Origin of the sequence: Mammaliicoccus lentus (assembly GCF_947036595.1) — a bacterium.
Lineage (GTDB): Bacteria > Bacillota > Bacilli > Staphylococcales > Staphylococcaceae > Mammaliicoccus > Mammaliicoccus lentus.
In genome coordinates, this window is sequence record NZ_OX344834.1 from 2,246,781 (window position 1) to 2,270,897 (window position 24,117).

Sequence of the window (24,117 nt, forward strand, 5' to 3'; positions counted from 1 at the left end):
ACATTATATTATTTTGTTAAATCGATTGGTGTTGTTGTATAGCCTACACCTAAAGAGCCTTCTCCTAAATGTGTTCCGATGACAGGACCAAAGTAACTAATAATTACATTTGCTTTTGGAAACTTTTCTTCTAGTTGTTTCTTCCAAGCAAGTGCGCCTTCTTCATCATTGGCATGTATAACACAGATTGAAACTTCCGAAGACTGGTCTATTTCTTTAGCAATTTGTTCTTCGATTCGTTTCATTGCTCTTTTTTTCGTTCTAACCTTCTCATAAGGGACAATTTTAGTATCAACAAAATGAAGTATAGGTTTCACCTGTAACATTGTGCCTACTAAAGCTTGAGCGCCATTAAGACGTCCGCCCTTTTTAAGGTTGTTTAAATCATCAACTATAAAGTATGCATTGGCTGCTTGCTTCATTTCTTCTAATTGCTTTAAAATGCTTTCAAGCGGCACATTCTCTCGAATAAGTTGACTAGCTTTCAACGTGTAAAAGCCTTGAACCATACAAGATATTTCTGAGTCAAATGGATGTACTTTTATACCTTCAACCATAGAGTTTGCAGTAATAGCACCTTGGTAAGCACCGCTAATACCACTGGATAGATGAATTGCAATCACATCTGTATATCCTTCTCTTTCCAATTCTTCTAATAACGCTACATAGTCTCCAATTGTAGGTTGAGAAGTAGTTGGTAGTTGTGTTTCATTTCTCATTCTTTTATAAAAATCTTCCGTATTTAAATCTATTAATTCTCTGTATGTTTCATCTTTAAAAATCACATTTAAAGGGATTATTTTAATTTGATATTCATCAATATAAGCCTGATCTAAATATGCTGTCGAATCCGTTATTACAGCAATTTTCATAAAATTTTTCCTCCTAGATTCTCTTCCATAAACATCATATCTAATAAACAGATATTTGAAAAGTACTTTATCTATTAAATTGCTGCTTGTGCCATTTTAGAATACTTATAAGTGTTATCTTTCTTAACAAGTGTTACGACTTCATTAAATGATTTTTTTTCATCATCTCCACCACTTTTCGGGTGAGCTGTAGTATCTACATTATAAAACACAACAACTTTATCTTTATCTTTTTCTAAAAATTTAATATTAGAAATTTTTTTATCAAATTTATAATCTTTAAGCGTATCTTGTAGAACTGACTTTTCTTCTTTGACATCTAACTGTTTTGAATCATGATCTATCGTATCAATATACTTATCTACATTACCTTCGTTTAAAGATTTCCTATTTTTCTCAATCGCATCTTTAACAGCCTTCTCTGTATCTTTATCTACCTCAATTGTTTCTTTCGGATTGCCTTTATCATCTAATAATACACCTTGGCTATCGTCTTTATCCTTCGTTTCTTGTTTAGGTTCATCTTTAGAACCACACGCCGCTAATATTAAAGTCAAAGCTATGCATAAAAATATTAATTTATTCTTCTTCAATTGATACAATCCTTTCCCGTCTAATTTCAATAGTATATAATATATCGTAACAGATAACGATGTAAAGGGAGAAGTTTTAACATGGCTGAAGGACTAATTACTATAAAAGCACCACATGAAACTGAAATAATAATAAATAAATCTAGATTTATAGCGAGTATTCACCCGGCCGAAACAGAAGAAGAAGCTAAAGCATTCATACAGCAAAAGAAAAAAGAACATCATTCAGCGACTCATAACTGCTCAAGTTACGTCATCGGACCAACTATGCTCACACAAAAAGCCAATGATGACGGAGAGCCTTCTGGAACTGCTGGTGTACCAATGCTCGAAGTATTAAAAAAGCAACAATTACATAATGTAGTTGTTGTGGTTACCCGTTACTTTGGTGGCATAAAACTTGGTGCCGGAGGACTTATCAGAGCTTACGGAAGTGCAGTAAGCCAAGTGATTAATGAAATAGGTCGTATCATTTTACTTGAAGCTATACCGTTCGAAGTCACTTTAGATTATGATCAAACGGGCCGTTTTGAATATGAATTACAACAAACAGAATATATGCTTGTTGATACAGCCTACACTGATAAAGTGAAATATACGATACACGTGATTGCCTCAGAAGAAGAAAACTTTATGAATTTCTTAGATGAAATTAATCAAGGAAAATACGAATTAAATAGAGAAGAAACTATTGCCTTACCGTTTCCATATAACAAAGAAGAAGAACGCTAAATTTAGCGTTCTTCTTTATATTTAGACCGTGTTAATAAATTGAGTATAGGTCTGTAATTAGGATGTATTAAACCTGTAAATTCTACGATTAATTCAATTGTTATTAAAATCATAATAAACATCATCAATACACCGTATGGCGGTGATAAGTATAGTATGACACTAGATATGCTAAACAATATAGCAATCATATAGATTAATACTACTGTCTGTCTATGTGTATAGCCTAAATCCAATAACTTATGATGTAAATGTGATTTATCTGCCTGTACTATGGATTGCTTATTATGTAATCTTCGAATTATAGCAAACAACATGTCTATAAATGGTACTGCTAAAATAACCATCGGGAAAAATAGTGATATTAATGTAATGTTTTTAAAACCTAATAGTGATAAAACACCAATAATATAACCTAACAACAATGCACCACTATCTCCAAGGAATATTTTTGCTGGATGCGAATTGAAAACTAAAAATCCTAATAACGAACCAATTAACACGCTACATATCATCATTATGAAAATATTTTGTTGTAATATGGCAATAAATCCAATCGTTACAAGCGCAATACACGAAATACCTGAAGCTAGACCATCTAATCCATCTATTAAATTAATTGCATTCATAACTGCGACTACCCAAAATATAGTCATAGGTATACTAAATATGCCGAATTCTATAACAATTCCAAAAGGTAATGTTATAAAGTCTAATGTAACACCATTTAATACAACTATAAGTGAAACTGCTATTTGTCCTGCAAGTTTCACCAGTGGTTTCATATCGTATAAATCATCGACTAAACCAATTAAATAAATAACAATTGCGCCTAATATAATAGGTATTATTTCATGTTCAACTGGTTTGCCCCACCATAACCCGATAAGAAAAGATAGCAAAATAACTGTTCCGCCCAATACTGAAACTGGTTTAGTATGTACTTTTCTTACATTAGGCATATCAACAGCACCTATTTTTTTAGAAAGTACAATTACTAAAGGTGTAAGTATTAAGCTCACAATCATCGTTAATAATATTAATTGCAAAGTAAACATGGATTCACCTTCATCTTATAATTGAAGAATAATGTTAATAAAACATTTCTTTAAGAATATCAAAATTTCAGCTCACATGCTATAAAAACCACTGCATCCCATATATTCCCAATTGTTTCGGTAGTAAATATTCAGCTTTTAATTCCTACAAGCTGTGAAAAATGAAACTTTTTTTCCGAAAATACTTGTTATATCGTGACAAACGTCATCTAATAGATTACAATATCATATGGCTTATAAAATGAAGGATGGTGCTATATGATACAAGCAATTATATTTAATATTTCTGTAACTATTGCGTCTTTTTATCTATACCATCGCATCCAATATAGTGAAACTAGAACCGTAAAATTTTCACAAAATTATATCACCATTCTAATGACTGGTGTTTCGATATTGTTAATATCCAACCCTATTCAATATCATGATTATGTTATCACGTTAAGCTTTATCCCGTTATTGTTCTTAGGTAGATTTACAAATTTATTTTATACCTCATTCAGTGCAGTCATCATTTTGCTAGTAGATATGTTTATATTCAACACACCATTTTTAGATGACTTACATCTACTCATAATAGCAGTAGTAGTTGGTATGATTGGTCCATTTCTTAAACAAAGTGATTTTGTTAGCATACAATTATTATATTTAATCAGTATCCTTATTATTGTTATTACTTTAATATTCTTAAACCCTGATTCATGGTTGAATGAATGGTTGTTTCTCGTACCAATTTCCTTTATCCTTAGTATTATTAGTGCGAGTGTTTATCGCGATATATGGATTCTTAAAAATCTTATTTCCCGTTATGAAAATGAAGAATCGGTCGATTATTTAACTGGATTAGGAAACGTAAAAGAATTCGATAGATATTTAAATAGAACAACTGAACTCGTTACTGAACAACAACAATCTATGGCATTGTTGTTAATTGATATAGATGGATTTAAAGATGTAAATGATGAATATTCTCATACGGCTGGTGATGCAGTACTCAAACAGATGTCCCAATTACTCATTAATTACTTGCCTAAAGACGTAAAAGCATTCCGTAACGGAGGAGAAGAATTTTCTATTATATTGATTGATGAATCATTAGATAGTGCGATTAAGTTAGCCGAAAGTATTAGAGATAGTGTGCAACAATCAACGTTCCATTTACCTAACAAAGACACAATAAAACTTTCTGTCTCCATAGGGGTCGGCTATTTAACAGAAGAGGATAATAAATCTAAAAGACGTGTATTTAAAGACGCGGATGATATGTTACATGAAGCGAAATTACAAGGTCAAAACAAAGTAATGTTCAATCCAATTATTAAATTATAAACTAAACATAGAATTGCCTATTGCAATTCTATGTTTTTTGTTGAATTGTTGTTATATAAGGATTATATTTTATTCATTGCGAACATGGAGGTTATTATGGAAGAATTAAAGGACTTCACAATAATAGATGAGAATAAAATAATCGATGTCGTTATGACAGCAGGACGCATCCTTTTGGAAAGCGGTGCTGAAACATATAGAGTTGAAGACACAATGGCTAGAATCGCAACGAGTTATGGCTTAGAAAATACACATAGCTTTGTAACTTCCACAGCAATTATTTTCTCATTAAATGATAGAACTAACACTAGATTGATAAGAATAGATGAAAGATCGACAGATTTAGAGAAAATATCTCTGACGAATCAAATTTCCAGAAAGATTGCAAATAACGAATTATCGATAGATGAAGCTAAATCTGAATTGATACATTTACATCATGCTGCATTACAATTTCCTTTTTGGTTAAAAGTTTTGGCAGCAGCTATTGCATCAGCATGTTTCTTACCTATGTTTGGTGGTAAACAACCTGATGTTATCCCTTCATTTATAGCTGGTGGTACTGGGTATTTAACAATGGCAATTGTACATAATACGATACGCATTAAATTTTTTACTGAATTTATTAGTTCATTAATTATAGCTACAATAGCTACAATAAGTGTCAATTTCTTTTACGGAGATAATTTAAGTTTAATTACCATTGCCTCTGTTATGCCACTTGTACCAGGTGTTCTTATTACAAATGCAATAAGAGATTTGATGGCTGGTCAATTATTAGCTGGTATTTCTAAAGGTGTAGAAGCGGCTTTAACAGCATTTGCAATCGGTGCTGGCGTAGCAATTGTATTATTACTAAGTTAAGGAAGGTGCTATGAATGTTAGATTATATTTATCAAATACTATTAAGTTTTACTGCAACATTATTCTTCTCTGTCATTTTTAATGCACCTAGAAGACTTCTAATTGCTTGTGGTGTTGTTGGCGCCATAGCTTGGATGATTTATACTGTTTCTTTAGACTTCGGTATTGATAAAGTTCAAGCTTCGTTCTACGGGAGTTTCACTTTAGCTATCATGAGTCATATCATGAGCCGCTACTATAAACGTCCTATGATTATTTTTATAGTAGCTGGTATTATTCCTTTAGTTCCCGGTGGTTTAGCTTATGATGCCACTAAAAACTTAGTTATTAATAATTATGATGTAGCTATCAATACGTCATTACAAGCTACACTAATATCTGGAGCTATTGCGTTTGGTATTTTAAGTTCAGAAATTGTCTTCCAAATTTACATTCGTACTAAGCAATTTTTTGCTTCTAAGAAACAAAAAAGCGTATAATAAGTAAAGTAAATAGAAGTAAAAGGGAGAGAATAATGTGAAACAACGTCTAATTGATCGATTAGAAAGATATGTAAAGATAGACACACAAGCGGATCCAAATAGTACAACAACACCTTCTACTGAAAAGCAATGGGATTTAATTAAACTTCTTGAAGAAGAAATTAAAGCACTTAACCTTGAAGTAACAGTAGATGACAAAGGGTATTTAATGGCTACATTACCATCTAATACCGATAAAAAGGTTCCTACTGTTGGTTTATTAGCACATATTGATACATCACCTGATTATAATGCTACAAACGTTAATCCAGTAATTGTAGAAAATTATAACGGGGAAGATATTCAGTTAGGTCAGACAGAAAAAGTGCTTAGCCCAAATACTTTCCCACAATTAAAAGATGTTATCGGGCATACATTAATGACAACTGATGGCACATCATTGCTAGGTGCAGACGATAAAGCTGGTGTCGTAGAAATTATGGAAGCTATTATTTACTTAATTGATCATCCAGAAATCAAACACGGTGACATTCGATTTAGCTTTACGCCTGACGAAGAAATTGGTAAAGGGCCACACAACTTTGATGTAGAACGTTTCAATGCTGACTTTGCTTATACAATGGATGGCAGTTTAGAAGGCGAACTACAATACGAAAGCTTTAATGCAGCTATGGCTGTTGTAGAAGTTAATGGTGTCAATGTTCATCCTGGTTCAGCTAAAGATGTTATGGTCAATGCTAACACGTTAGCAATGACTTTTAATGAACAGTTACCAGCTGATGAAGTACCTGAACATACTGAAGGATATGAAGGCTTTTACCATTTAATGCAAATGGAAGGTAACGTTGAAAAAGCAACATTACAATATATTATTCGTGACCATGACAAAGCACAATTTGAGCGTAGAAAAAATCATTTGTTAGATATCGCCAAAAATTTAAACCACCATTATGATGAAGAACTGATTAAAGTTCAAATCGATGACCAATATTATAATATGGGTGAAAAAATCAAACCTCATCCTGAGCTAATCGATATACCTGAGAAAGTGATTAAATCTTTAGGTATTACACCTGTAATAGAGCCGATTCGTGGTGGTACTGATGGTTCTCAACTTTCTTATATGGGCTTACCTACACCAAATTTATTTACTGGTGGCGCTAATTTCCATGGACCATTTGAATATGCGTCTATTGATGTTATGGAAAAAGCAGTGCAAACAATTGTAGGTATCCTATCTGAATTTGAAAAACAATCTTAATTCAAAATAAATAAGCATATCACTTAACTGATTATTTCAGTTTGTAAGTGATATGCTTATTTTTTATAAGATCTACGATTTTGTTCGTGCATTCTTGCCTAGGGTATGGTTCGAGCCTGTAGTCTCTCACTCATACGATTCCCTCAGGCGTCAGCACTTTACAAAATCGTAGAAAACATTGCGCTAACGGGCTTGTTTACACGCACTAGCCCGTTAGAAAATGTAACGAGCTTGTCTCAAATTTCTTGCACGTTAGAGGCCCCACTCTCTTATTATTCATTAAAAATAATGAAATACTCACGCTTACATAACAAAAATCCGAAACATTTGTTATGTTCCGGACTCTTAATTATAAATTGCTTTTCAATAATCTTAATGCTTGTGTCGTTAAATGTCTTAAGGCTATGCCCATTTCTAATTCAGTCATCGTATATTGATCTTTGTTTAGTACTTTAAACATTGCTGTGACTTCTTGTTCAATATATTTATCGAATTTTTCATCTGTTGCACAAACTGCGATATTAACTTTATTGTGTTTATGACATAATTCTGCAATTCTTACTGAAGTCGTCTCGAGTAATTGTTGGTTCGGTTTTAAACCTTCCCCAAACACAACAAAATCAGCTTGCTCAATTAATTGGTCTAAGTATGTCAGTTCGTTAACAACATCTCCACCAGTTACAAGTTCGCCATCCCATAGACAATTTAACATAGCAGCTATACCGCTACCAGATCCGCCTCTTTCTTCTTTACCTAATAATGTTTTATGCTGACTCTTAAACAGTTCACTTATATACCATAAAGCATTATCTATATCTGTAGCCTCTTCTAACGAGATATGATTTAATTCACGTTCTTTCATAACTCGACTACTTTTACCATAATATTTAGATTCAAAATCTGTAATGACTTTAATTTTTTTATCTTTCAAACGTTTATCTAAATCATATAAGTCTATTGTTCTAATATATTTAATCCATTTAGCGCCCTTGCTTAAATCTACTAAAGCACCTTCAGCATCATAAAACTTTGCGCCAAGTGCTTGAATCATGCCTAGACCACCATCATAACTTGCAACGTTACCTACTGATATAATCATTTCATTAGTATTTTCTTTAAGCGCTTCATTAAGCATTTCACCTAAACCGTAAGAAGTGGTTTCACTTGGTCTAATTGTTTCTTCATTTGAAGTTAACACTTCACCCGCTTCTATAACCGTTATGTTATTACCAGTAACTGCATAAACTGATGTCTTAGGGTTCATATATGCATCATGATGATCTACCGAATATTTCGTGCCTGATTGCCATAATAATATTGAATCAATAACTTCTCTTTGACCATTAAATAAAGGTACTTGCACTATATCCGCTTCATTAAATTGAGACTTTATCGCTTCTTCTACAAATCTATTTGCATGATAACTTGATAAAATACCATCAAATTCATCCATCGCAACTAATACTCTCATATTTTTCACCTCATGCTTTTTATCATAATTCATTATACTGTTTTTTTCTCTATTTAACAAAAAAACAAACAGTCAATATGACTGTTTGTCTTATATCATTATTACTCTTCTGCTTTCGATAAACTTGCTACTGTGATATTATCATGACTTGCATCCCACTCGGCATTCCCGTTTATAAAATAAAAAGCCTGTGGTGATTCATGTTTGACGCCAGTTTTGTCAGCTATATAATCAGATAATTCTCTTTCTTCTTGAACAATTAAATAATAACCGTCCATGTCTCTTTCATATAAGAATTTATTAAATTGATCATACGCACTTGCCGAAATAGGACAAGTACTGCTGTGTTTCATTACAAATACGTTTGGGTTATCATTGAGTACTTTTTCAAATTGATCGATGGAAGTTAATTTCACGACCATTTTAATTCACCTCTATCATAATTTAACCAATACAATTGAACACTATAACATCATTCGTTTTATATGGCAAATTCTATTTTTATCTTAATTATGTTTACCCGCATTCTTTGATATTAACCACTAGTTAATTTTGATATACTATAATTACAATAAGGAGGTGCTTTATTTGACCAAAAATGTAACACCTACCCTCATTAAGAGATGGGGAATGATTGATACGATTAATGCATGTTTACTTATTATTTCTATTCTGTTTTTATTCGATTTTAAAAACCAACCTGCATTATCATATATCTTAATTATCGCATTTTCGATTTGGGTTATCTCTTTAGTAGGTAAAAATATATACTTATCTCAAACTAAGAAGAAAGAATCCACCGTTAAAAAAGAAGAATAAAAGAAACACACCGATACAGAATAAACTTTTATTCTAATATACGGTGTGTTTTATTTTTCTAATCTATCAATAGCTTTATCATACTTCTCATCTTTTCCTAAGTACGTAACTTTACTGTTAAAGTCATCAGGGGCTTTTATTTTTTGAAGTTTTTCTTCAATAATAATACCTTTTTTTCGTTCCTTATAATAATCACTTAAAGTGTAATACATTTCAATCTGAGATTGCCTCATTTGATTCACTCTATTGGATTTAATATTTGTTTGATTAAGAGCTTTTACATACTTAGATATACTCGGAATGATTTTATCATGGATATATTGTGATTTCTCTTTCACACTATGCGCTTCATTTAAATACTTAGCTTTATTATTTAAATCGTCACTATTTTTATCTATTACTGATACTAACGCTTCATAATCATCTTTATCTTCAGAGCTATCTTTAGCTTTACTAGCATTTTTTTCAGCTACTGCTTTATTTTTCTCAAATACCTCTGTATATTCTAATATTTTCTCATTAGATCTGATAGATTTTTCGAATAGCGATATATATTCATTTAGCTCTGAAATAGAGTCTTCTCTCTTTTTAACATTGCTAACGTAAATATTATGTGCATCTTTTACTTCTTGTGTACTCGGCTCGATATTCTCAGCTTGTTTTTTAAGACTCTTAACTTCAGGTAAGACTTCTTTATCAAGTTCTTTATGAAGCTTATTCAATTCTTTATGTTTTTCAGCTGTTACTTCAGTGCCTACTAGTTGATCTAATTTATCTAAATTTAATTGATTAATATTATCAAGAATTGTGTCTTCTTTTTTATAAATAGGTTTCATATCTCTTTTATACTTTTTAAGATCTGAATTTACCTCATTACTACAAGCTGCAATAATTAATACAAGTACAAATAACATTAAGTAGAGTAATTTTATTTTCATCATTGCACCTCTGTTTCACTTGTATTATACATAATATCATGGATAATTAAAATGTTATATATTATATTCTTATTATTGATTAATGGAAGTGTTATTATGTTAAAAAGACCTCAACCGTTCATTCAATTACAATCAACAAAAAATTTTAAAGCAAAATATATAAAAATTCAACAACTATTGTTTAGCCTTTTAAATACACCTATACAAGATGTTTATCATATAGGTGGCACGAAACAAACCCGTTATACAACTGAACCTATCTTAGATGTACTTGTTACCGTGCGTTCATTACATGATATTACTAGCTTAGATGAGAAGAGATTAAACTATCACAACATATATAGATTACACCACTCTTATAAGAAGAAAATTATGATGGCTCAATTTAAAGATATGATTACATTAAGACAAATTGTGCGTATACATATTGTTGAACAAAACAGTCAAATGTTATATGATTATTTAACTGTAGATGAACTTTTAAATCACGACAACTCAGTTATAGACTCATTTCAAAGTTTTAAAACAAACACTATAAATAACAATAAAAGTGTAAGAGAATATGAGAACAATAAGCAACAATGGTTTCAACAACTTATTGAAAAACATTGCTCATAAGCTATTCGCTTAAACTGGAAAATCTTGATATAATATTTTTAAGAGCACAGTAAAGAAAGGACGTCGAACGGTGAATAACCCTACAATTTTGGAGGATTTATCAAAATTTCTCCCTAAATCATTAATTAAGGTGAATGAACCTTTAAAAAAATATACTTTCACAAAAACAGGTGGAAAAGCAGACTTTTACTTATCCCCTACTTCATATACAGAAGTTCAAAAAATAGTAGAATATGCATACCTTAATCAAATTCCTTTAACGTTTTTAGGGAATGGTTCTAATATCATCATTAGAGACGGGGGTATACGTGGTATTGTAATCAGTTTATTACAATTCAATCAAATTCACGTTCGTGACGGTTGTATAACATGCGGAAGCGGCGCAGCGATTATAGATGTATCAAGACGTGCAAGAGACCATCATTTATCAGGATTGGAATTTGCATGTGGCATCCCCGGTTCTGTCGGTGGTGCAGTCTATATGAACGCAGGAGCTTATGGTGGCGAAGTTAAAGATTGCATTGATTACATTAAAGCTATAGATGATACAGGCAAGCTATATACAATACAAAGCGATGAACTTGAACTTGGTTACAGAACAAGTATTGTTCAACGTCAACATTTAGTTGTACTTGAAGCAACTTTCAAATTACAGCCGGGAGATATAAAGACAATACAAGCTACAATGGATGATTTGACGCAAAGAAGACAAGATAAACAGCCTTTAGAGTATCCATCGTGTGGCAGTGTTTTCCAAAGACCTCCTAACCACTTTGCAGGTAAATTGATACAAGATGCTGACCTACAAGGCCATAGAATAGGCGGTGTAGAAGTATCAACTAAACATGCTGGTTTTATAGTAAATGTAGATAACGGAACAGCTACTGATTACGAAATGATTATTGAACATGTTCAAAAAGTCGTTAAAGAAAAGTTTGACGTAGAGCTGAAACGTGAAGTACGCATTATTGGAGAACCAACAGATCAATTAACAAATTAAAACAAACACTTCAGTGAAACGTATAAGCAGCCAACAAGACAAAATATTGTCTTGTTGGCTGCTTTTTCAGATATATAAATACTCCTAATCCATTAGTTAAATAAACTTAGGATTAGGAGTATTCTTTTTAAGCTGGGGCATTAAAATATCTCAGCCTTATTTCTTATTCTAAACCTTTAGCAACTTCGTCTACTTGTTTTTCAGTAGTTCTTACGCCACCTGAAGCTAAGTACCATAATTGTGGATCAACGTTTACAACTTTGTCTTCTTTAATTGCTGTAACATCTTTGATAACGTCGTTTGATAATGCTTTGTTAGCACTTTCTTTTCCGCCAATCGCTTTACCTCTGTCCATGGCATAGATGATGTCAGGATTCTTTTCAGAAATATATTCGAAGCTTACTGGTTGGCCATGTGTGCTTGCTTTTAAGTCTTTATCGACTGGTTTTACATCCAATACGTCAAAGATTAAGCTACCAAATCTTGCACCTGGACCATATGTAGATAACTCACCTTCGTTAGCTAATAAGTACATTGCTTTTTTATCTGATTTATCAGCTTTTGCTTTAACATCTTTAATTTTCTTCTCTAAGCTCTTGTTTAATTCTTTTGCTTTATCTTCTTTATCGAAAATTTTACCTAAATTATTCGTATTTTCTTCAACTGAGTTCAAGTAATTTTTATCATCTGCACCTACGTATAATCTTGCTGCGTCTGGAGCTGCTTTTTTCAATTCATCTTGTACTTCAGTTCCTGCAGTACGACCAGAGAATAGAATTAAGTCTGGGTCAATTTCTGCAATTTTATCGTAGTTTACTTCTTTAACTGAGCCAGTGTTTACAAATTCGTCACCTTTGAATGTGTCTAAGAATTCAGGTAATGAAGCGCCGCCTTCACCTTTAGGTACACCTTTAACTGCATCTTTTGCACCTAATGCTTCAACTGTATCTAAAGTACCATAATCTAATACAACAACTTTCTTAGGATTAACTGGAACTTTCACTTTCTCTTCTACTGTCTTAGCATCACTGCCATCTTTCTCTTTACCACGAACTTGATATTTAGATTCGATTTCTACTGTTTTAGAATCACTCTTAGTATCGTCTTTTGATGACTTTTCCTCTTTACTACTTGAATCATTACCGCATGCTACTAATACGATTGATAATACTGCTATTAACATAAAACTAAATACTTTCTTCATGAACTAAACTCTCCTTCTTATATATAATGATGTAAAAACAGTGCACAAATAAATAATTACTTACTTGCAAATATCAAGCATCACTCCTTTCAATGTAAAAAGACTATATTGCTAAAGTTTGAATTTCTTCTGCTTCAATATATTCATTATCAAAGTAAACACAAATGCGTTGTCCATTGATCTCTTCGATTTTAATATCTAAATCATATATACCACTTAGAACAGGTTCTTCTATTACATCATCTTTAGATCCTGCTATTTCTACTTTACCTTCTTTTATGGCAATGATTCTATCTGAATAACAAGAAGCGAAATTGATATCGTGAATCACGAGTACAATCGTTTTATTCATTTCTTTTACAAGTCTTCTTAATATCTTCATAATTTGAACGGAATGTTTCATATCTAGGTTATTTAATGGTTCATCAAGTAAAATGTAATCAGTATCTTGAGCGATTGTCATTGCTATATAAGCACGTTGTCTTTGCCCGCCTGATAATTCACCTAAATATTTGCCTTGTATTTCTGTTAAACCTAAATACTCTAAAGCTTTATCAATCATTTGATGATCTTCTTTTTTCAATTTTCCTTTTGAATATGGGAAACGCCCGAAACTTACTAATTGTCTAACTGTGATTTTCAACTCTGTATGGTTCGTTTGTTTTAAAATAGATAGTTTTTTCGCCAAATCATTACTTTTCATTGAAGATATATCATGGTTATCTATTTTTATACTTCCGTTATCTTTTTCAATTAATCTACTAACCATTGCTAATACAGTACTTTTACCTGCACCATTAGGTCCTATAAATGATGTGATTTTTCCTGTTTCTATTTCGATGTCCACTTCGTCTACGACTTTATTGTTTTGATAAGCTTTCGTTAATCCTTCTACTTTTATCATGTTACATTACGCTCCTTTAATATTAAGAATATAAAGTAAATGCCGCCTATAAAGTTGATCATAATGCTAATTTCAGTGTTGCCTTCAAATAAATGTTCAACTACCCATTGGCCTAAAAATAAACTAATCCAACTAATTAAAATAGCTGTTGGTAGTATATATTTATGTTCAAACCTTTTTATAAATTCATGGGCCAAGTTCACTACAAGTAAACCTAAAAATGTAATAGGTCCAACTAATGCTGTAGAAACTGTAACAAGTAATGCTACCATTACCATCAACCATCTTGTAACTTGTGTATAATTGACCCCTAGGTTGATTGCTTGGTCTCTACCTAATGAAAGTACATCTAAATATGGTTTAATAAAGAACGCAATGATAATCATTATGATTAATACAACGCCGGATATTAAAAGTATGCCTTCATTAATTGCATTAAAACTTGCGAACATTGCACTTTGAATAGATAAGAACTCTTCTGGATCTATCATCATCTCTATAAAACTGGATAAACTTGAGAAGAATGTCCCAAATACAATACCTAATAATAAAATAAAAAATACATTTTGATCTTTAGACCTAAATAATATTTGGAATAAGAATAAACTGAATATAATCATACCGACTAAAGTCACTAAGAAATTTAAATGGTTATTCAAAACAATTGTTGAAGTAGAACCAAAGAAAAATATTAATGAAGTTTTTATAAACATATAAACAGCATCTAAACCAATAATAGAAGGTGTCAAAATTCTATTGTTTGTAATTGTTTGGAAAATAACTGTTGATACTGCAATACTTGCACCAACTAATAACATCGCGATTGTCTTTCTTACACGACTTGTTAATTGGTATTCTAAAATGTTTGGATTGATGTTATAGAACAAATACAACGCTGCTATTAAAATAGTTATAATGGATAAAAGGATGAGTTTCTGTACTGGTGTTAATTTCTTAAGCATTTTTCGAACGTCCTTTCATCAATAAAACTATGAAAATAAAGCTACCAATTACACCAATTGTTAAACCAATTGTAATTTCATATGGGAATATAATCAGTCTTCCTAAAATGTCGCATATCATAACAAACAATGCGCCTAAGATTGCAGTGTGCGGTAAAGCATTTTTAAGATGATCACCTCTGAATATTGAAATTAAGTTCGGTATAATTAATCCTAAGAAAGGCATCATTCCTACTGTTACAACAACTAGTGCTGTAATGATAGATGCAATGATTAAACCAATATTAACTATTCTATGGTAATTTAATCCTAAGTTGACACTGAAGTCCTTTCCCATACCTGCAATCGTAAATTTGTTGGCAAAAATATACGCAATTATCAATAAAGGAATACTTATGTATAAAATTTCGTATCGCCCACTAGTAATGATAGAAAAGTTACCTTGCATAAAGTTTCCTATGCTTTGAACAGCGTTTGTTCTTAAAGCAACAAAGGTTGAAAAACTAGAAACAATGTTACCAAGCATTATCCCTACAAGTGGTATAAAAATAACATCTTTGAATTGAATTCTTTGTAGGATTTGCATGAATAACATTGTTCCAAATAAACTTAGTAATGTTGCGAATAAAAGTTTAAATAATATATTCGTGTCTGGAAATAGTATCAGTGAAATTAAAACACCTAACTTTGCCCAATCCATCGTGCCTGCTGTTGTTGGAGAAACAAATTTATTTCTCGTTAACTGTTGCATAATCAGACCGCATATTGCTAAACAACTTCCTGAAATAATAATACTAACCGTTCTAGGAATTCTACTAGATACTAGTATATTTTTCTGTTCATCTGTGAGACTTAATATTTGTAAAGGTCTCACTTCTGAAACGCCAATAAATATTGAGAAGAATGTTGCGATAACTAATAATACAATCAATACATCTAAACGCATTAAAAACTTTCCCATGATACACCCTACTTCTCTTAGTTGATAACGATTATCATTATCTTTATTGTAATGAATATTCAGTTAAAATGCAATGCTATTTAAAAAAAGAGTAATGAAATTAAATTTCATTACTCTTTTATAATTATTTTATATTAATATCTTTATTCGGCATTGTATGTTGATCACGTGCTGTGACATGACTTGTGATATTATAAGTACCTTCTTCATCGAATTTATACTTTAAAGTATATTTCCCGTCTTTATTTTCTTTCACTTTTTTCATTTCAGAATTCTTTTTGTCGCCATCTTTTATGATTTCAAACATTACTTCATCAGCATCTTTTACTTTTTCTTTCCCTAATGTAACTTCAGCAGATAAGTCTACTTCTTCCCCTTTTTTCGCTTCTTCTGGTACATCTAGCTTAACTTCTAAAGCTTGAGGTTTATCAGATGAATCATGATCTGACTGCTTATGTTCTGAATGATCTTCTTTTTCTTTATTATCATTACCACAAGCAGCTAACACTGAAATAATGATTAACGATAAAAGACCCAGTAAAACTCTTTTCATATGTAACCCACCTTTTTTTTAATTCTATTCTCATTATATCTAATTAAGTAAATGTAAAATGCTCAAATATTGAAAAATATGTTAACTTTTCTATTCAAAAGCTAAAATAACACTTTTATATACTTTCATTTTATATGTTTTCACCTTAAATAAAAAGGTCTTATAAAGTATAGGATACAAAAAACTGTCACTAAAGTTTTGCACTTTGCGACAGTTTTAAGAAAGTAATAATTACTTTTATTTAATTATTGTTTTTAGTTTTCATCGAAAATAAAATCTTCATCTGTTAAAGGTTCAACATTTAGTGCTAATACATATCCATCACCTTTAACGCTGAAAAAGTCATGGTTCTTAGTGCTTGTATCTAAAGCATTTTCGATAATAGGGTTGAATGATTTTTCTTCATAATACGGTTCGAAACCTAAGTTAGCTAACGCTTTATTCGCATTATATGCAACGTAATTCATAACGTCCTCTGTTAACCCAATTTCATCATAAAGCATTTTTGTATATTCATACTCATTTTTGAACAATAGCTCTAGCATGCGGTACATTTCTGTATCAGCCTTTAATTTCTCATCTTCAGTTAATTCGTTTCTTAAACTTTGTGCATCTAAACCAGTAAATACACCATGAATAGATTCATCAAGTAATATTTTACGAATAATTTCTCCAGAAGTTGTCATGCGACCTTGTCCTGCTAAATATAATGGATAATAGAATCCTGAGTAGAATAAGAAAGTCTCAAGGAACACACTCGCTACGCGAGCCATATATTGATCATATACTGACGCGTCTTTAGACCATAATTTATGATAATTGCTCAGAATGATATCTGATTTATATTTTAAATGTGGTTCTTCTACTACCCACTTATCTAGTAATTCATTCGTTTCACTGGATGGTAGTAATGTTGTGAAAATATGAGAATAACTTTTCGCATGAATTTGCTCCATCATACCCATAAATGAGTAAACTGCTTTTTTACGTAAATCTTTAGTGTGCATCATAATAAGCGGCATGCCGTCGTCAGCTTGATGTGTATCTAAGCCTGTTAATCCAGCCAATGCTTTCTTAAATGCATTCTTTTCAGGTTCTGTTAAAGTTTCCCAGCTTGCAATATCTTTAGAAACTTTAAATTCTGTTTCTACCCACATTTGGGAAATATTTTGACGCCAAAACATGTTTGTCATATCTTCTTGTGTATTCCAATTTACTGCCTTCATGTTAGATCTCCTATCTTATTAAAATGATTAAATTGAACAACTTGTACATTCTTCAACGCTTAATAATTTGTTACGAGTATAATAAAGTGATTTTAATCCTTTATGATGTGCATATACATATAGTCTTGAAAGTTCACGTGTTGAAATTTCAGAATTTACATATAAGATTGTTGAAATACCTTGGTCTACGTGTTGTTGAATCGTCGCAATTAAATCAATTAATTTCATTTGATCTATGTTAAATGCTGATTTGTAATACCACATTGTTTCTGGTGATAAGAATGGCATAGGGTAAAATGTTTCTGAGTTACCATATGTTCTTCTTTCAATTTGGTCAACGATTGGCATAACAGAACTTGTAGCATTTTGAACATAAGAAATACTTTGTGTTGGTGCTATAGCAAGTCTGTATGCATGGTAAAGACCGTTTTCTTTAACTTTTTCAGCTAAAGCTTTCCAATCTTCTGCAGTTGGAATATCTAATCCTTCAAATAAATCTGCTACATTATCAAATTGCGGTTTAATATCTTCTTGTGTATACTTCTCGAAATATTTTCCTGAAGCGTAATCTGATTTATCAAAATCAACGTAAGTTTCTTGTCTTTCTTTCGCTATTTCCATTGAACGCTCTATAGAATAATAGTTCATCATCATAAAGAATACATTTGCAAAGTCTTTAGCTTGTTCTGATTCATAGCCGATTTTATTTTTTGCTAAATATCCATGTAAGTTCATTACACCTAAACCAACTGAGTGTAATTCATTATTTGCTTTTCTAACACCCGGAGCATTTTTGATTTCAGTGTCATCTGACACAACTGTTAATGCATCCATACCTGTATGAACAGAATCTCTGAATTTTTTAGATTCCATAACATTTACAATATTCAATGAACCTAAGTTACAAGAAATATCACGTTTAATTTCATCTTCTGTTCCATAGTCATTAATAACTGAAGTTTCTTGCAGTTGGAAGATTTCAGTACATAGGTTACTCATTTTAATTTGGCCAATATCAGAGTTCGGATGAACTTTGTTTGCATTGTCTTTAAACATTAAATAAGGATAACCTGATTGTAATTGTGTTTGTGCAATTGTATTTAACATTTCACGTGCATCTTTAGCTTTCTTGATGATGTTAGGGTTTGCTACTAGCTCATCGTAATACTCGTCTAAGTTGATATCATCTAATGTTTTACCGTACTCACGTTCAACCGTGTGTGGTGCAAACATGTAAAAGTCTTTACCTTCTTTTGCTAAATCGAAGAATTTAGAAGGAACAATCAATCCAGTTGAGATAGTTGAAAGTCTAATATCTTCGTCTGCGTTTACTTTTTTAGTATCTAAGAATTCAAGAACATCATAGTGGAAAATGTTTAAATATACTGCGCCTGCGCCAGGTCTTTGACCAAGTTGATCTGCATAACTAAATCCACCTTCTAATGATTTAGCAACTGGTAGTACGCCTTTAGCTACACCTTTAATACCTTTAATCGCTTCGCCACGTGCACGAAGTTTCGATAAGTTGATTGCAACTCCTCCGCCAATTTTACTTAATTGTTTCGCTGTTGAATCAATAAAGTTAATAGAGTTTAAGCTATCATCTACTTCTAATAGGAAACAACTCACTAATTCACCACGTCTTGCTCTACCCGCGTTTAAGAAAGTAGGTGTTGCTGGTTGAATTCGTTGTTCAATCATTCCTTCAATAAATTGTTTCGCTTGTGCTACATTTCCTTTAGCTAAATACAATGAAACAATAATAACGTGTTCTTTATATGTTTCTAAATACTGAGATTTATCATTAGTCTTTAAGGCATAATCTTTAAAGAATTTACTTGCTGACATGTAACTTGCAAACTGAAAAGGAATAGAATCTGCAAATTCATTTATTTCTTCTAAATCCGCTTCACTATACTCTTTGAATAAATCATAATAGAAATCTTGATCAACCAAAGCATGTAAACGTTCAATTGGAGTACCAAATTGAATTGTTTTTTCTTTTACTTCTTCTAAATAAACTTCTAATGCTTCTTGGTCTTTCTCAATATCAAAGAAACCATCTTCTCTACGCTTAGTCACTTTATTATTTAATTCGATATGATTATAATTCTGTTTGTTTATCATTTTCATAAAGATTAACCACCTTTTCTCTAAATTCATCTGCTATTTCCTGATTACCATGAAGTTCAAACTTCATTAATAAAGGGACATTATAATTATTCGCAATTTCCTCACTCGCTTTTGCAAAATTATTGCCCCAGTTTCTATTTCCACTGCCAGCTACCGCTTTAAGATTTTTATGATTTACATCTAAAAATGCTTGGACGGGGTCAGGTACTTGGCCAAACCCAATTGTACCTGTGACAATTATAAATGGTTCATTTATTTCTTCTGTCTTGTTTGCTTCAGTGAGAGCCATCGTATTCGATAATCCTGCTCTTTGAATAAATCGTCTAACATTACCTGTTAAAGAAAAATAAATTATCTTCATACACTATCACCTGCCATATGTATATACTTTGTGTTTACGAATTTTTATAAATTAAAAATATAAATTTTTACATAGTTTATAACTTTTTATTCTAAATGCGTAAAACACAAGATATAGTGTTAACTTTTGTTAGTACATACTATATTATGTGATTTATTATAACATTAACGACGAGCCATAACACTCATAATACCTTAAATTTTTATAAAAAATAGGGTTGACTTTATCGATATGTCACACAAGTGTTGTTATATCAACATTTGAAAATTTCTTTATTTTACTTTCATAAATTTAAAAAATTAGAATTCCATATACTTTGTAAAGTGAGTTATGATAATATATGTTCATTGATAAAAAATGGAAGGTGTATAAAATGAATTCTACAATAAAAGGTATTCTTGCTATACTTATATCTTCTATTGGATTTAGCTTAATGGCTGTTTTCTTCAGATTGTCTGGTGATTTACCGGTTTTCCAAAAATCATTATTCAGAAATCTAGTAGCCATGCTTGTTCCAATATATATTGCTTATAAAGCACGAGTATCATTTTTCGGCAAATTAGAAAACCAACCATTGTTAATTTTAAGATCCTCTTTAGGACTCATTGGTGTTTTGCTAAATATTTATGCCATAGACCATATGGTACTAAGTGACGCAGACATGTTAATGAAATTAAATCCATTTTGGACTATTATTCTATGTGCACTATTTCTAAATGAACGCGCTAGAAAATACCAAGTTATTGCAATGATTGTCGCAATAGCAGGTGCAATTTTCATTATCAAGCCTTCATTTAATTCAGATATGACACCAGCGATTATTGGTCTATTATCAGGATTATTTGCAGCAGGTGCCTATACTTGTCTGAGACCTCTAGGTAAACGTGAAAAAGCTTATACAACTGTATTCTATTTTTCATTTTTCTCTACAGTAGTACTTATACCTTTTGTTATTTTCACGTATGAACCAATGAGCATAACACAAGTAATCATATTATTGTTATCTGGTGTTTTTGCTACTGTTGGTCAGTTCGGAATAACGATAGCTTATAGTTACGCTGCTGCTAAAGATATTTCAATCTTTGTATACGCGTCAGTTGTATTTAGTGCATTACTAGGTTTTATAATTTTCAAAGAGTCACCTGACTTATTAAGTTACCTTGGCTATATCATTATATTCCTTGCTGGGTATTATATGTTCAAAAAAGCTCAAAGAAATCCGAAACCGGAAGAATCAATAGAAAAAGGAGAATCATAAACAATGTCAGAAGGCAGAAAAAAAGAAGATTTAAAAGATATAACATTATTAGGAAACCAAAACAATCAATATTATGATCAATATAATCCAGAAGTTCTAGAAGTGTTTGATAATAAACACCAAGGCAGAGATTATTTTGTTAAATTTAACTGTCCCGAGTTCACATCATTGTGCCCTATTACAGGACAACCTGATTTTGCAGCAATTTATATATCATATATACCAAATGTAAAAATGGTAGAATCTAAATCTTTAAAACTCTACTTATTTAGTTTTAGAAATCATGGAGATTTCCATGAAGATTGTATGAATGTTATCATGAATGACTTGATTGAATTAATGGATCCACATTATATAGAAGTTTTAGGTAAATTCACACCAAGAGGCGGTATTTCAATTGACCCATATACTAATTATGGTCGCCCAGGTACAAAGTATGAAGAAATGGCTGAATATCGTATGATGAATCATGACTTATATCCTGAAAACATCGATAATAGATAACAGACCATAATTCCAATATATATAGTAGAAATTGAGACATTAGCCTCAATTTCTCAAAAACAAACGCCCAATCCGCTAGTTAAATACGGATTGGGCGTTTGTTATATTTTAATTTATAGCACTTGCTTAATACGAGTGTTTCTATAGCCTCTCAAGTATGAATATGCACTTTTTTCACCTTTCTATGCAATTCAACATATTTTTAGACGTTATAAAGAAAACGCTTACAATTATTTTAACTTTTTCACTTTCTTTATAAAGCCTGAAATGAAAGGGTTTAATTATTTTAAATAGTCATTATTGTATGAATATTATCAATATTTACCTTGTATTTTTATTAGCAAACGATTACAATTTAATATGTGCTATTTTTAAGTACAACACAATTTAATATAGTTTATAATGAGGGGAATTAAAAAATGGATAACAAACATTATTCAAAAGAGGAAATCATTCAAAGTACGCCACGTACTGGTTTTTTCGGTCATCCTAAAGGTTTATCAACTTTGTTCCTTACTGAGTTCTGGGAAAGATTCAGTTATTATGGAATGAAAGCCATCCTTGCTTACTACATATACTATTCAGTAGCTAAAGGCGGATTTGGTATAGACCAAGGTTTAGCACTACAAATTGTCTCAATTTACGGAGCACTAGTATACATGAGTGGTGTTATCGGTGGTTGGATTGCTGATAGAATTACAGGTACTCGTCATGCCCTATTCTATGGTGGTATTCTAATCATGATAGGTCACATCTTACTATCATTACCAAATAACTTTACTTTATTACTTGTCGCGCTTTTATTCTTAATCATTGGTACAGGTTTATTAAAACCGAATATTTCATCAACAGTTGGTCTGTTGTATGAGAAAAATGACCCAAGATTGGATTCAGCGTTCACAATTTTCTATATGTCTATTAACTTAGGTGCATTAATTTCACCATTAATCATTGGATGGTTACAAGTAAATGTCGGATTCCACGCAGGCTTTGCAGTGGCAGCTGTAGGTATGTTCGTTGGTTTAGTTATTTACTTTATTACGAATAAAAAATATTTAGGTTTAGCTGGTATTGAAGTACCAGATCCACTTAATAAAGAAGAGAAAGCTAGAATAACTAAAATCGTAGCGATAGTTGTGATTATTGCCGCAATTGTTTGTCTCATTTTAAGTTTATTCGACCAATTAACTTTACCTAACTTTGCAAACTTCATTTCAGTATTAGGTGTATTATTACCTATTTATTACTTTATTAAAATTACAACAAGTAAGAAAACTGAAGACTATGAGCGTTCAAGAGTGTATGCTTATATACCGTTATTTATTGCAGCTGTTGCATTCTGGATGATTCAAGAACAAGGATCTACAGTGTTAGCTCAATTTGCTGATACAAAAACTGAATTAAGCATGGCGAAACTAACTGGTGGTGCTATTGATTTCAATATTCCAGCAGCATGGTTCCAATCACTTAATCCATTTTTCATTATTTTACTTGCACCTGTATTCTCAGTATTATGGGTAAAACTTGGTAAATTTAATCCACCAACTGTTTATAAATTCGCAATTGGTGTCCTATTCGCAGGATTATCATATATTATTATGGTCATCCCATTATCAAGTGATTCTTCAATCATTCACCCAATTTGGTTATTCGGTAGTTTCTTATTAGTTACTATAGGTGAGCTTTGTCTTTCACCTATTGCACTGTCAACTACAACTAAATTGGCACCTAAAGCTTTCACTGCTCAAATGATGAGTGTTTGGTTCTTATCAAACGCGATGGCTCAAGGTATTAACGCGCAAATGGTTAAATTATATACAAGCATAAGTACGAACGATTACTTCCTATACTCTGGTATAGTAGCAATCGTAATTGCAGCATTATTAATGGTTGCAAGTCCTAAAATCAAAACACTTATGGCTGGTGTTAAATAATATAAAGGAGACCGAGACAAATTTATGTTTCGGTCTTCTTTTTATATTATATTTTTTAGAATATTCATAATATTAGAACT

General features: G+C 31.5%; 25 protein-coding genes. 11 read left to right on the plus strand and 14 right to left on the minus strand.

From position 1 onward, the window contains the following. Positions 1–8: 8 nt before the first annotated feature. Positions 9–872 (minus strand): fatty acid kinase binding subunit FakB1, encoded by an 864-nt coding sequence (gene fakB1, locus ACNMOQ_RS11140; RefSeq protein WP_016998594.1) that lies wholly within the window; start codon positions 870–872, stop codon positions 9–11. Between the two features lie 74 nt (positions 873–946). After that, positions 947–1,465 (minus strand): hypothetical protein, encoded by a 519-nt coding sequence (locus ACNMOQ_RS11145; RefSeq protein WP_016998595.1) that lies wholly within the window; start codon positions 1,463–1,465, stop codon positions 947–949. Between the two features lie 81 nt (positions 1,466–1,546). On the opposite strand from ACNMOQ_RS11145, the gene ACNMOQ_RS11150 reads away from it, so the two are divergent. Then, on the plus strand, positions 1,547–2,197 hold the full coding sequence (locus ACNMOQ_RS11150; RefSeq protein ID WP_064210873.1) for a YigZ family protein: 651 nt from the start codon (positions 1,547–1,549) through the stop codon (positions 2,195–2,197). A gap of 2 nt (positions 2,198–2,199) precedes the next feature. On the opposite strand, the gene ACNMOQ_RS11155 is transcribed toward ACNMOQ_RS11150, so the two are convergent. Then, positions 2,200–3,255 (minus strand): glycosyltransferase family 4 protein, encoded by a 1,056-nt coding sequence (locus ACNMOQ_RS11155; RefSeq protein WP_016998597.1) that lies wholly within the window; start codon positions 3,253–3,255, stop codon positions 2,200–2,202. 258 nt (positions 3,256–3,513) lie between these two features. On the opposite strand from ACNMOQ_RS11155, the gene gdpS reads away from it, so the two are divergent. The 4 genes from gdpS to pepT all read left to right on the plus strand — a co-directional run bounded on the left by gdpS (position 3,514) and on the right by pepT (position 7,191). After that, positions 3,514–4,584, plus strand: coding sequence for a GGDEF domain-containing protein GdpS (gene gdpS / locus ACNMOQ_RS11160; RefSeq protein ID WP_016998598.1), 1,071 nt, complete (start codon positions 3,514–3,516; stop codon positions 4,582–4,584). 96 nt (positions 4,585–4,680) lie between these two features. Then, positions 4,681–5,448, plus strand: a complete 768-nt coding sequence (locus ACNMOQ_RS11165) for a threonine/serine exporter family protein (RefSeq protein ID WP_016998599.1) — start codon at positions 4,681–4,683, stop codon at positions 5,446–5,448. A 14-nt stretch (positions 5,449–5,462) separates the two neighbouring features. Then, positions 5,463–5,927, plus strand: coding sequence for a threonine/serine exporter family protein (locus tag ACNMOQ_RS11170; RefSeq protein WP_016998600.1), 465 nt, complete (start codon positions 5,463–5,465; stop codon positions 5,925–5,927). 37 nt (positions 5,928–5,964) lie between these two features. After that, on the plus strand, positions 5,965–7,191 hold the full coding sequence (gene pepT, locus ACNMOQ_RS11175) for a peptidase T (protein WP_070045683.1): 1,227 nt from the start codon (positions 5,965–5,967) through the stop codon (positions 7,189–7,191). Positions 7,192–7,540: 349 nt separating this feature from the next. Here the strand turns inward: pepT and ACNMOQ_RS11180 are convergent, their stop codons facing one another. After that, positions 7,541–8,662 (minus strand): glycerate kinase, encoded by a 1,122-nt coding sequence (locus ACNMOQ_RS11180; protein WP_064210871.1) that lies wholly within the window; start codon positions 8,660–8,662, stop codon positions 7,541–7,543. A 101-nt stretch (positions 8,663–8,763) separates the two neighbouring features. Then, entirely contained in the window at positions 8,764–9,084 is a 321-nt protein-coding gene (gene ytxJ / locus ACNMOQ_RS11185; RefSeq protein ID WP_017000356.1) for a bacillithiol system redox-active protein YtxJ, read from the minus strand. A gap of 157 nt (positions 9,085–9,241) precedes the next feature. On the opposite strand from ytxJ, the gene ACNMOQ_RS11190 reads away from it, so the two are divergent. Then, the gene (locus ACNMOQ_RS11190; RefSeq protein ID WP_369964813.1) at positions 9,242–9,481 is read left to right on the plus strand and encodes a hypothetical protein; all 240 of its coding nucleotides are present in this window, start codon (positions 9,242–9,244) and stop codon (positions 9,479–9,481) included. A gap of 50 nt (positions 9,482–9,531) precedes the next feature. Here the strand turns inward: ACNMOQ_RS11190 and ACNMOQ_RS11195 are convergent, their stop codons facing one another. Then, the gene (locus ACNMOQ_RS11195; protein ID WP_064210870.1) at positions 9,532–10,419 is read right to left on the minus strand and encodes an EMYY motif lipoprotein; all 888 of its coding nucleotides are present in this window, start codon (positions 10,417–10,419) and stop codon (positions 9,532–9,534) included. A gap of 96 nt (positions 10,420–10,515) precedes the next feature. Between ACNMOQ_RS11195 and ACNMOQ_RS11200 the strand changes: the two genes are divergently transcribed. Together ACNMOQ_RS11200 and murB are read left to right on the plus strand one after the other, a co-directional pair. Then, positions 10,516–11,037 (plus strand): GrpB family protein, encoded by a 522-nt coding sequence (locus ACNMOQ_RS11200; RefSeq protein ID WP_167751580.1) that lies wholly within the window; start codon positions 10,516–10,518, stop codon positions 11,035–11,037. A gap of 70 nt (positions 11,038–11,107) precedes the next feature. Beyond that, positions 11,108–12,037: a UDP-N-acetylmuramate dehydrogenase gene (gene murB, locus ACNMOQ_RS11205; protein WP_218688220.1), complete on the plus strand. Its 930-nt coding sequence runs from the start codon at positions 11,108–11,110 to the stop codon at positions 12,035–12,037. A gap of 163 nt (positions 12,038–12,200) precedes the next feature. Here the strand turns inward: murB and ACNMOQ_RS11210 are convergent, their stop codons facing one another. From ACNMOQ_RS11210 to nrdI, 8 genes are all read right to left on the minus strand, one after another. Then, a complete protein-coding gene (locus ACNMOQ_RS11210) occupies positions 12,201–13,241 on the minus strand; it encodes a ferrated catecholamine ABC transporter substrate-binding lipoprotein SstD (RefSeq protein WP_064204702.1) in 1,041 nt (346 codons plus the stop codon). A gap of 103 nt (positions 13,242–13,344) precedes the next feature. After that, entirely contained in the window at positions 13,345–14,145 is an 801-nt protein-coding gene (locus ACNMOQ_RS11215; RefSeq protein ID WP_064204701.1) for an iron ABC transporter ATP-binding protein, read from the minus strand. Further along, positions 14,142–15,107 carry an iron chelate uptake ABC transporter family permease subunit gene (locus ACNMOQ_RS11220; protein ID WP_064204700.1) on the minus strand — a complete coding sequence of 322 codons (966 nt, stop codon included), beginning with the start codon at positions 15,105–15,107 and terminating at the stop codon, positions 14,142–14,144. The genes ACNMOQ_RS11215 and ACNMOQ_RS11220 overlap by 4 nt, the downstream gene beginning before the upstream one ends. Further along, a complete protein-coding gene (locus ACNMOQ_RS11225; RefSeq protein WP_017000362.1) occupies positions 15,100–16,068 on the minus strand; it encodes an ABC transporter permease in 969 nt (322 codons plus the stop codon). Before ACNMOQ_RS11225 ends, ACNMOQ_RS11220 begins: the two co-directional genes overlap by 8 nt. Before the next feature lie 124 nt (positions 16,069–16,192). After that, complete coding sequence (locus ACNMOQ_RS11230; protein WP_416349845.1) at positions 16,193–16,621, minus strand: FixH family protein; 429 nt, start codon at positions 16,619–16,621, stop codon at positions 16,193–16,195. A 254-nt stretch (positions 16,622–16,875) separates the two neighbouring features. Continuing rightward, positions 16,876–17,847: a class 1b ribonucleoside-diphosphate reductase subunit beta gene (nrdF, locus tag ACNMOQ_RS11235; RefSeq protein ID WP_064204699.1), complete on the minus strand. Its 972-nt coding sequence runs from the start codon at positions 17,845–17,847 to the stop codon at positions 16,876–16,878. 27 nt (positions 17,848–17,874) lie between these two features. Next, positions 17,875–19,980 carry a class 1b ribonucleoside-diphosphate reductase subunit alpha gene (nrdE, locus tag ACNMOQ_RS11240; protein ID WP_017000365.1) on the minus strand — a complete coding sequence of 702 codons (2,106 nt, stop codon included), beginning with the start codon at positions 19,978–19,980 and terminating at the stop codon, positions 17,875–17,877. After that, entirely contained in the window at positions 19,952–20,341 is a 390-nt protein-coding gene (nrdI, locus tag ACNMOQ_RS11245) for a class Ib ribonucleoside-diphosphate reductase assembly flavoprotein NrdI (protein WP_017000366.1), read from the minus strand. Before nrdI ends, nrdE begins: the two co-directional genes overlap by 29 nt. Positions 20,342–20,714: 373 nt before the next feature. On the opposite strand from nrdI, the gene ACNMOQ_RS11250 reads away from it, so the two are divergent. The 3 genes from ACNMOQ_RS11250 to ACNMOQ_RS11260 all read left to right on the plus strand — a co-directional run bounded on the left by ACNMOQ_RS11250 (position 20,715) and on the right by ACNMOQ_RS11260 (position 24,037). Further along, positions 20,715–21,599, plus strand: coding sequence for a DMT family transporter (locus tag ACNMOQ_RS11250; protein WP_017000367.1), 885 nt, complete (start codon positions 20,715–20,717; stop codon positions 21,597–21,599). Positions 21,600–21,602: 3 nt separating this feature from the next. Then, positions 21,603–22,103, plus strand: a complete 501-nt coding sequence (queF, locus tag ACNMOQ_RS11255; RefSeq protein WP_017000368.1) for a preQ(1) synthase — start codon at positions 21,603–21,605, stop codon at positions 22,101–22,103. A gap of 419 nt (positions 22,104–22,522) precedes the next feature. After that, a complete protein-coding gene (locus tag ACNMOQ_RS11260) occupies positions 22,523–24,037 on the plus strand; it encodes a peptide MFS transporter (RefSeq protein WP_017000369.1) in 1,515 nt (504 codons plus the stop codon). The last annotated feature ends 80 nt before the right edge of the window (positions 24,038–24,117 follow it).

Coding starts and splice junctions, on each gene's coding strand:
- ACNMOQ_RS11230 (WP_416349845.1), bottom strand. CDS start 16,621: ATGAAAAGAGTTTTACTGGGTCTTTTATCGTTAATCATTATTTCAGTG.
- ytxJ (WP_017000356.1), bottom strand. CDS start 9,084: ATGGTCGTGAAATTAACTTCCATCGATCAATTTGAAAAAGTACTCAAT.
- ACNMOQ_RS11165 (WP_016998599.1), top strand. CDS start 4,681: ATGGAAGAATTAAAGGACTTCACAATAATAGATGAGAATAAAATAATC.
- ACNMOQ_RS11195 (WP_064210870.1), bottom strand. CDS start 10,419: ATGAAAATAAAATTACTCTACTTAATGTTATTTGTACTTGTATTAATT.
- fakB1 (WP_016998594.1), bottom strand. CDS start 872: ATGAAAATTGCTGTAATAACGGATTCGACAGCATATTTAGATCAGGCT.
- nrdE (WP_017000365.1), bottom strand. CDS start 19,980: ATGAAAATGATAAACAAACAGAATTATAATCATATCGAATTAAATAAT.
- gdpS (WP_016998598.1), top strand. CDS start 3,514: ATGATACAAGCAATTATATTTAATATTTCTGTAACTATTGCGTCTTTT.
- ACNMOQ_RS11250 (WP_017000367.1), top strand. CDS start 20,715: ATGAATTCTACAATAAAAGGTATTCTTGCTATACTTATATCTTCTATT.
- ACNMOQ_RS11170 (WP_016998600.1), top strand. CDS start 5,463: ATGTTAGATTATATTTATCAAATACTATTAAGTTTTACTGCAACATTA.
- ACNMOQ_RS11155 (WP_016998597.1), bottom strand. CDS start 3,255: ATGTTTACTTTGCAATTAATATTATTAACGATGATTGTGAGCTTAATA.
- nrdI (WP_017000366.1), bottom strand. CDS start 20,341: ATGAAGATAATTTATTTTTCTTTAACAGGTAATGTTAGACGATTTATT.
- ACNMOQ_RS11225 (WP_017000362.1), bottom strand. CDS start 16,068: ATGGGAAAGTTTTTAATGCGTTTAGATGTATTGATTGTATTATTAGTT.
- ACNMOQ_RS11180 (WP_064210871.1), bottom strand. CDS start 8,662: ATGAGAGTATTAGTTGCGATGGATGAATTTGATGGTATTTTATCAAGT.
- ACNMOQ_RS11260 (WP_017000369.1), top strand. CDS start 22,523: ATGGATAACAAACATTATTCAAAAGAGGAAATCATTCAAAGTACGCCA.
- ACNMOQ_RS11200 (WP_167751580.1), top strand. CDS start 10,516: ATGTTAAAAAGACCTCAACCGTTCATTCAATTACAATCAACAAAAAAT.
- ACNMOQ_RS11215 (WP_064204701.1), bottom strand. CDS start 14,145: ATGATAAAAGTAGAAGGATTAACGAAAGCTTATCAAAACAATAAAGTC.
- ACNMOQ_RS11150 (WP_064210873.1), top strand. CDS start 1,547: ATGGCTGAAGGACTAATTACTATAAAAGCACCACATGAAACTGAAATA.
- nrdF (WP_064204699.1), bottom strand. CDS start 17,847: ATGAAGGCAGTAAATTGGAATACACAAGAAGATATGACAAACATGTTT.
- queF (WP_017000368.1), top strand. CDS start 21,603: ATGTCAGAAGGCAGAAAAAAAGAAGATTTAAAAGATATAACATTATTA.
- ACNMOQ_RS11210 (WP_064204702.1), bottom strand. CDS start 13,241: ATGAAGAAAGTATTTAGTTTTATGTTAATAGCAGTATTATCAATCGTA.
- ACNMOQ_RS11220 (WP_064204700.1), bottom strand. CDS start 15,107: ATGCTTAAGAAATTAACACCAGTACAGAAACTCATCCTTTTATCCATT.